This is a genomic window from Legionella sp. 39-23 (genome assembly GCF_001897665.1).
GTDB classification, from domain to species: domain Bacteria; phylum Pseudomonadota; class Gammaproteobacteria; order Legionellales; family Legionellaceae; genus Legionella; species Legionella steelei.
The window spans coordinates 64,874-72,397 of sequence record NZ_MKTO01000029.1 but is presented as its reverse complement, the minus strand read 5'-3'; the positions used below and the strand labels follow the sequence as shown (position 1 = coordinate 72,397).

Genomic DNA, 7,524 nt, shown 5'->3' with positions numbered 1-7,524 from the left:
CGAAGGCGTGCTGCGTATTCTACTGATTTCGGCTCCTGTGTCAAACACTTTTTTGTTTTTTTTTAAATGTTTTCTTTTGCTTATATACTATTAGTCCATCTCGATCTTTACATGCCCATGTTGGGCATTTTTTGCATTTCAAAACTTTTCCACCAGTACTTTTTTGCCTTAGACATGAGCACGATGATCAAAATCTTGTTGTCGGTTTTTATATATGATTTATTAATAAATGATTTGCAGATGAGATCTAAAACATATTACTTTTATAAAAATGAATTGCTATTTATGCAGGGGATGCTTCGTTGTTTCGTTCGTAGATATAAAAAGTCATATCAAACTTGTTTTTTTCATCATGCTGTCTGAACTGTTTATCCTGGCAATGCCATATTGATGTATCAATTTCAGGAAAAAATACGTCTGCTGTAAATTGGTGATGTATACGTGTGATATATAAACGAGATGCTTTATTCATCGCCGCAGTAAATAATTCAGCTCCACCAATAATCATAATTTCAGAAAAATCCTTTGTTTGCTCCATTGCATTTTCTAAGGAATCACACACGACAACGCCATCAATTGTAGATAAGCCTCGACTTAATACAATATTAAGTCTTCCTGGTAAGGGTCGGCCTATAGAAACAAAAGTTTTTCTTCCCATAATAATGGGCTTACCCATAGTGATTGATTTGAAATGTTGTAAATCGGCAGGTAGATAACACAGTAATTGATTATTGAAACCTAAACCCCCAGCCTCATCAATTGCAGCAATTAAACTAATCATGATCTCATCCTTGATAAAGCCATGGACTTAGCCATGTCAACAGCAGCAAACATTGAACCTGAATCCAGCAAATTTTTACCAGCTAACTCCAATGCGGTTCCATGATCTACAGAAGTACGTATTATTGGTAATCCTAAAGTCACATTTACAGCGTTATGAAAATCAGCGTATTTAATTACTGGTAACCCTTGGTCATGATACATTGCAACATAAACATCACAATCGTTTAAATGATTCTTAATAAACATAGTATCAGCGGGTACAGGTCCTTGAACATTAATACCCTGATTTTTTAATAAGGACAGTGCAGGAGTAATTACGTCAATTTCCTCTCGTCCCAAATATCCTGATTCCCCAGCATGCGGATTTAAACCAGCCACTTTAATACATGGATCTTTAATATTGAAATCTCGAATCAGTGATTGATGCACCTGAGTAATTACTTTAATAATTAAATCTAAAGTAATGGCTTCTGGTACCTTACATAAGGGAAGATGCGTGGTAACTAAAGCAACTTTCATATCCTTACAAGCCAACATCATGACCACATCATTTGCATTGTAGTATTGCGCGAAAAACTCAGTATGCCCACTAAACGGAATACCTGCTTCATTAATGTTTGCCTTGTGCACAGGTGCCGTCACTAAGGCAGAGAACTCACCACGCTCACATAATACGGCCGCCTTATTAAGTAACTCAATAACATAGGGCGCATTTTTAGAATTGAGACATCCGCTTTGCACTGCAAGAGGACAATTGACCGAGAGTACTGATAAATGACCCGATTGGGGCACAACAACTTGTCCGCTTTGATATGGAGTAAAGCAAATAGGGCGGCCTAATTCTTTGGCTCTAGCTTCTAGTACCGCTTGATCCCCTAAAATCACTAATGGTGAATCATATTCTGCAAGAGCCAAGCATAAATCTGGACCAACTCCTGCTGGCTCTCCGCTGCTAATGAGCAGTGGCTTCACGCCAGCTCCTTTGCGATAATATTAACGTAAGCATCTGAACGAATATGTTGTTGCCAATTTTGTACTGCTTCAGCAAACTTACGTTGTTGTAAAAATTGTCGTACTTGCTGTTTTTTAAAAGCGTCAGAATCATCTTCTTGTTTACGGCCAAGTACCTGAATGATGTGCCAACCAAATTGTGACTTAACAGGTGGGCTGATTTCATTTACAGACAACTTATCCATCGCTTTCTCAAATTCAGGAACTAATACTCCAGGTGGTACCCAACCTAGATCTCCACCTTTAACCGCACTGGAAGAATCCAAAGAGTATTGCTTGGCCATAAGTGCAAAATCCTTACCAGAGCGAATTTGTTGGTACAGATTATTTACTTGTTTCTTTGAATCTTCAGGGAGCATGCTTGGATCAGGTTTTAAAAGAATATGACGAACATGAGTCTTTGTAATGACATGATGCTGATTATCACCACCAATGGAAACCAGTTTAATTAACTGAAAACCATTGCCTGCGCGTAAGGGGCCAACGACTTGTCCTGCCTTCATATTCACAACTTCTTTTGCAAATAATTCAGGTAACTCTGCTAAATGGCGATCACCTAAATCGCCTCCTTCCAGTGCAAATTCGCCGCTCGAGTTTTCTATAGCCAGGCGGCTAAAGTCATCACCTTTCTTTATTTTTGTTAATAATAATTGAGCTTTGTCTTTGGCTTTCTTTACCTCTTCCGATGTAGGTTCTTCATTGAGTGGTATTACTATATTTTGTAGATGATAAGTAAGTGCGGTGCGATCAACAATGCTTCCTTCTGTTTTAAGATACTGATCGACTTGCTCATTCGTCACCATGGCGTCTCTTCCAACCGCTTTTTGCTGCAGATGAGTAAGAAGCATCTCTTTACGAATATTTTCTCTGTATTCATTCCAGATCATACCTTGTCTCGCAATTTCCTCGCGCAACTGAGTAAGAGTCGCATGATTCGAAGCAGCAATTTTTTCAATCGCTTGGTTTAATTCTGTATCATCTACAGTAAGACCATGTTGTTTTGCCATTTGCAGCTGCACATTGACATCAATTAAGTGCTGGAGGACTTGCTTTCGCAGGACAGGGTCTGCAGGAACTTGCATTTTTTGAGCAAGAATTTGTTTTCTCGTTAATTCAACTTGTTTGTTGAGTTCGCTTTCTGTGATCACAGTATTATTAACAACTGCAACCACCTTATCCAATAATTGTTTTGCCTCTGTTACGCCAACGCTAGCAAACAAGATGCATACAAGGGCTATTTTCTTATACATACCTTAATCCTTACTTACTTTTTTCGAGCAATTTAGGTTATTTTTATCCAAAATACAAGCGGCTTTGTTTTAATTTATACCACTATTTTGTTTAACGATGAAATGGATCATTATATCCTGGAATATAAGTATTCAATACACTTGCAGGATCACTATTTGCTACTGATCCTAAGCCTTTTAGTAAAATTTGCAAATAGATATTATTATTATATTGAGGTAAATACTCCGCATTTAAGCTTTTAAAGGTTCTTCCACCCAAAATTCGCAAAGCCCAACAGCAACTATCATATTGCATCCCCAATAGTGACATCATGCTGTAGTCCTTACTAATGTTATGACTGTATGCGCCAAGCGTGCTCCATCGCTCACTTATTGGCCAAGAAACAGAAACCGTCGCTTGATGTAATGCATTATCAACCCCTGCATTATTCCTAACAGATGTCACATCACCATTCACTAAATAACTATATCCTACATTAAGCATTGCATTTGGCTTGGGTTGATAATGCACATTTAAACCACCATTGTTTGTCGCTGACTTAGCCGGATCCCATACATAGTCACCGAGAACATTCAAACGCGGGCTGAAATGATACACTGCTCGAGAAGCTATGGGTGAAACTCCATAAAATGGGGACACTTGTCCAATCTCAAGAGGAGAACCCACACAATCACCGGTTGGGTTACGGCATAACTGTACTTTTCTATCCGAGAAATATTTGATTTGCCCAATAGAAAAACTGGCTAACTCAACCCCAGTCCTTTCTGATAACCAACGTGAAGTTAATGCATAAGATAATTGATTTGCATCACCAATTCGATCAAACCCTGAAAAACGATTGGTTCTAAAAAGTTGATCAAAATTAAAAATCATATTTGCGGTATCGTATATAGGCAACTGATTTTGATTATAAAAAGGCACATACAAATAAAATAAGCTGGGCTCTAACGTTTGGGTATAGGAATCTCCCATCCAATTAAAATCCCGATCAAAAAATAAACCACCATGTGCACTGACACGAGGAATAAAACGATTATAGTCAGTGTGCAAATCATTCCAATTATTCTGTACCTGGTAATAATTTTCTACAAACTCTACCGAGGGAGTAATAAATCCCCAACTGCTTCTCTGAGGTAAAGAAAGCACTGGATTAACATGGAATCGAGGGCCTTGAGGCATCTCTACTCCAAGACTCTGCCATTTTGATGTCGGCCAAAAAAATTGATCATATTGTCCTGTTATATTTAAATTAGCCTGAGCAGGCAATTCGTAATAATAACCACGGGCATACAATTGTGGTAAACGCTCATATTGATCAGCGATGGGCGTTTCATTAATCGGATGTAAGGTTTGGAAACTTTGAACCATGCCTCTAAAAGTCCAATGCTCCGTAGAATAGGTTAAATCGGCTTGGCGCAATAACTGTCGCTGAGTAATCAGTGCCAGATTCGTGCTAAAATCCTGAAAGTAATAATCGTCAGAAACTTGCTGAACATTTACATTTAATCGCAAGTCAGGATTAATTTGCGTGGTGTCAAGAAAACCAAAAAGCCAGCGGTTGGTTGATTTGTCTTTAAACGAAGGAAACTCAGCTGCATGATTGTTCAAGAAATTACGATAAGCAGCATCATTCGGCAAAAAATTACCCGTCACGAAACCTACACTGTGTGCAGTTAAATAACGAAACTCACCGCCCAACATGACATTACGCTTTGTGTAAACGTGTGGTGTTATAGTCAAGTCATAGTTTGGGGCAATATTCCAATAATATGGCAGTCCAAGATCAAAACCTCCAACATTAGAATATCCTGTTAAAGGCATTAAAAAACCTGATTTACGTTCTTTGGTTGTAGGAAAACTCAAATAAGGAGCATAAAGTATCGGCCACTCACGGACACGCAACGTAACATTTCTGGCAACCCCCACTTTTTTCTTATTATCAATAACAATGGATTTAGCCTCAATATCCCAAGCCTTATCTTGTGGTGCACATGTAGTATAAGTGGCCTGACGCAATAAGTAGTCTGAATTCGGAAAACGTTGCATGAGGCTTGCTCGTCCCCATGCGGGTAATAAAGCGGCATGCTTATTGATATTAAAACGATAAAGTACATCTTCAGTTTGACCTGACTTATCTTGAGGATTAATCGTTGCTTTTCGAGCGATCAATAATTTATCAGGTTCCAGATAATGGACATTACCTAAGAACTCAATTTTTGTAATCTGTTTACTTTGTGGATCCCTATATACATGAGCTGTTTGTGCATTGACGATTCTCTGGTCTTGTTGAATTTCTACGTGCCCTGTCAACGTTGAAGGTTTATCTTGATAAAACGAAACGCGATCTGCCATGATCTTTATTTCATCAGGAGACGCAAGTGGTGATACAGTGATCGGTTGATACGAGCCAAGACAAATAGGAGAATTTTGATCTGCCTGCCATCCCAAGCATTGAGCAAACTTTGCGCGTATCGCATTGGTTAAATCAACATCACGTGCGATCACGCAGGCTTGTACCGGTTCATTAATTATAGAAGCCGAATAAGCCAACGCATGATAGATTACCATGAGTAAAATCAGCAGTGTCGTAAACACGCTCATCAAGAACCATTTAAATGAAATCTTGTTCACAGGTAATAAAATGCCTTATTATGCACATAAAAATATGTAACTAATTACTTTTGAGCGTCGTACGCGCATTAATGATCTTGCGATAGAGTTCTTACGACACCTATTTTCATCCGCTCTTAATTTATGGGAGAGGGAATCTGAGTTATTAAGTTACAACCAGAAAATAATGATGGGGAAGTATACCATGCATGCAAGAGAAAACGCACTGAAAGAATGGCTAATTCATACACTAAAACAACAAGATTTTCAGTTAGCACCCTTAGCTGGAGATGCTAGTTTTAGAAGATATTTTCGTCTTCGATATAATGGGCTATCGCAGATTGTTATGGATGCCCCTCCAGCAAAAGAAGATCTAAGAGCGTTTATACATATCGCACAAACGTTGGAAAAAGCTGACGTACATACCCCAAAAGTGCTGGCGATAAATTCAGACGAAGGGTTCTTACTATTAAGTGATTTAGGGGATGAACTTCTTTTGAATGTGCTAGGTCCTGAAACCGTGGATACTCATTATCATCAGGCCATAAAAACTTTGTTTAAAATTCAAACATGTTCGATTAATGATCCACTGCTTGCACCATTTGATGAAACGCATATGCTCAAGGAAATGAGTTTATGTTCTGAATGGTTTTTCCAAACCTATCTCGCTTTGAATCTCAATCAAGACGAATGCACGTTAGTCCAACAGACTATGGAATGGATAGCCAAAGAAGTAGCCCAGCAACCATTAACATTTATTCATCGTGATTATCACTCTCGTAATTTAATGCTCTTAGCAGAGCAGGTAGATCCAGCCTTGGGAGTTATTGACTTTCAAGATGCAATGCGTGGTCCGTTCACATATGATTTGGTTTCTTTACTTAAAGATTGTTATATTTCCTGGCCACGAGGTAAAGTTCTAGAATGGGTCGAGTTTTTCTACACACACAGTGCATTAACCACGGATTATTCTTTGTCTGAATTTATCCGTGCATTTGATCTTTGTGGCTTACAAAGGCACTTAAAAGTTTTAGGAATCTTTTGTCGGCTGTATTTGCGTGATCAAAAACCTGGATATCTTAAAGATCTGCCTTTGACGTTAAAATACGTACTTGAATGCACAGAGACTTATGAAGAATTACACCCATTTTTCCAATTCCTGCAAATGAAGGTTTATTTACCATGAAGACTGCAATGATATTGGCTGCTGGCCGCGGTGATCGTTTGAAACCGCTTACTGCGATGACACCTAAAGCGCTGTGTGTTGTTAAAGAAAAACCATTAATAGAACATCATGTCATGGGGTTGGCAAAAGCCGGCTTTGAACGATTAGTAATTAACCATGCCTATCTTGGAGGAAAAATCCGTCAGCATTTAGGAAATGGAGCGCGCTGGGGAATTGAAATTTATTACTCGCCCGAACCTCCTGGCGGATTAGAAACTGGGGGTGGTATCGTCAATGCATTACCGCTGTTAGGTGATAAGCCCTTTATTACCGTTAATGCAGATATTTATACCGACTTTGATTTTTCTCAGCTTCAGCCTGAAAATACCCATTCAATTCATGTGATTTTGGTAAATAAGAATCCATTACTGAATCATCATGGTGACTTTGGATTAATTAATCAAACCCAATTAAGTAATACAAATCCAGAATATACTCTTGCGGGAATCTGCTGCTATCATCCGCAAGTATTTATGCACTGTAAACAAGGACGCTATTCAGTTGCACCATTAATCCGACAGTATGCAGCACAAAATAAAGTGACCGCCAGTGTTCATAGTGGCCTTTGGTATGACATAGGAACACTGGAAAGACTTCATGCCGTGAATCAAATTTAAGAGCATCAACTCTTCAAAATTTTAAAG

6 protein-coding genes are annotated in these 7,524 nt (G+C 38.6%); 2 read left to right on the top strand and 4 right to left on the bottom strand.

Going from position 1 to position 7,524, the window contains the following annotated elements; translation table 11 throughout:
- Window positions 1-283 precede the first annotated feature (283 nt).
- From BGO44_RS11125 to BGO44_RS11110, 4 genes are all read right to left on the bottom strand, one after another.
- On the bottom strand, window positions 284-781 hold the full coding sequence (locus tag BGO44_RS11125) for a dihydrofolate reductase (RefSeq protein WP_058509295.1): 498 nt from the start codon (window positions 779-781) through the stop codon (window positions 284-286).
- On the bottom strand, window positions 778-1,755 hold the full coding sequence (gene pdxA, locus BGO44_RS11120) for a 4-hydroxythreonine-4-phosphate dehydrogenase PdxA (protein WP_058509294.1): 978 nt from the start codon (window positions 1,753-1,755) through the stop codon (window positions 778-780). The genes BGO44_RS11125 and pdxA overlap by 4 nt, the downstream gene beginning before the upstream one ends.
- Window positions 1,752-3,044, bottom strand: a complete 1,293-nt coding sequence (locus tag BGO44_RS11115; protein ID WP_058509293.1) for a peptidylprolyl isomerase — start codon at window positions 3,042-3,044, stop codon at window positions 1,752-1,754. The genes pdxA and BGO44_RS11115 overlap by 4 nt, the downstream gene beginning before the upstream one ends.
- Window positions 3,045-3,135: 91 nt before the next feature.
- A complete protein-coding gene (locus BGO44_RS11110; RefSeq protein ID WP_058509292.1) occupies window positions 3,136-5,646 on the bottom strand; it encodes an LPS-assembly protein LptD in 2,511 nt (836 codons plus the stop codon).
- Between the two features lie 214 nt (window positions 5,647-5,860).
- Here BGO44_RS11110 and BGO44_RS11105 point away from each other — a divergent pair, with 214 nt between their 5' ends.
- Together BGO44_RS11105 and murU are read left to right on the top strand one after the other, a co-directional pair.
- Window positions 5,861-6,841, top strand: coding sequence for an aminoglycoside phosphotransferase family protein (locus BGO44_RS11105; RefSeq protein ID WP_273200282.1), 981 nt, complete (start codon window positions 5,861-5,863; stop codon window positions 6,839-6,841).
- Complete coding sequence (gene murU / locus BGO44_RS11100; RefSeq protein WP_273200284.1) at window positions 6,838-7,497, top strand: N-acetylmuramate alpha-1-phosphate uridylyltransferase MurU; 660 nt, start codon at window positions 6,838-6,840, stop codon at window positions 7,495-7,497. Before BGO44_RS11105 ends, murU begins: the two co-directional genes overlap by 4 nt.
- The last annotated feature ends 27 nt before the right edge of the window (window positions 7,498-7,524 follow it).

Excerpts from the sequence above, each read along its gene's own strand:
- BGO44_RS11125 (WP_058509295.1), bottom strand. The coding sequence starts at position 781 with ATGATTAGTTTAATTGCTGCAATTGATGAGGCTGGGGGTTTAGGTTTC.
- BGO44_RS11115 (WP_058509293.1), bottom strand. The coding sequence starts at position 3,044 with ATGTATAAGAAAATAGCCCTTGTATGCATCTTGTTTGCTAGCGTTGGC.
- BGO44_RS11110 (WP_058509292.1), bottom strand. The coding sequence starts at position 5,646 with ATGAGCGTGTTTACGACACTGCTGATTTTACTCATGGTAATCTATCAT.
- BGO44_RS11105 (WP_273200282.1), top strand. The coding sequence starts at position 5,861 with ATGCATGCAAGAGAAAACGCACTGAAAGAATGGCTAATTCATACACTA.
- murU (WP_273200284.1), top strand. The coding sequence starts at position 6,838 with ATGAAGACTGCAATGATATTGGCTGCTGGCCGCGGTGATCGTTTGAAA.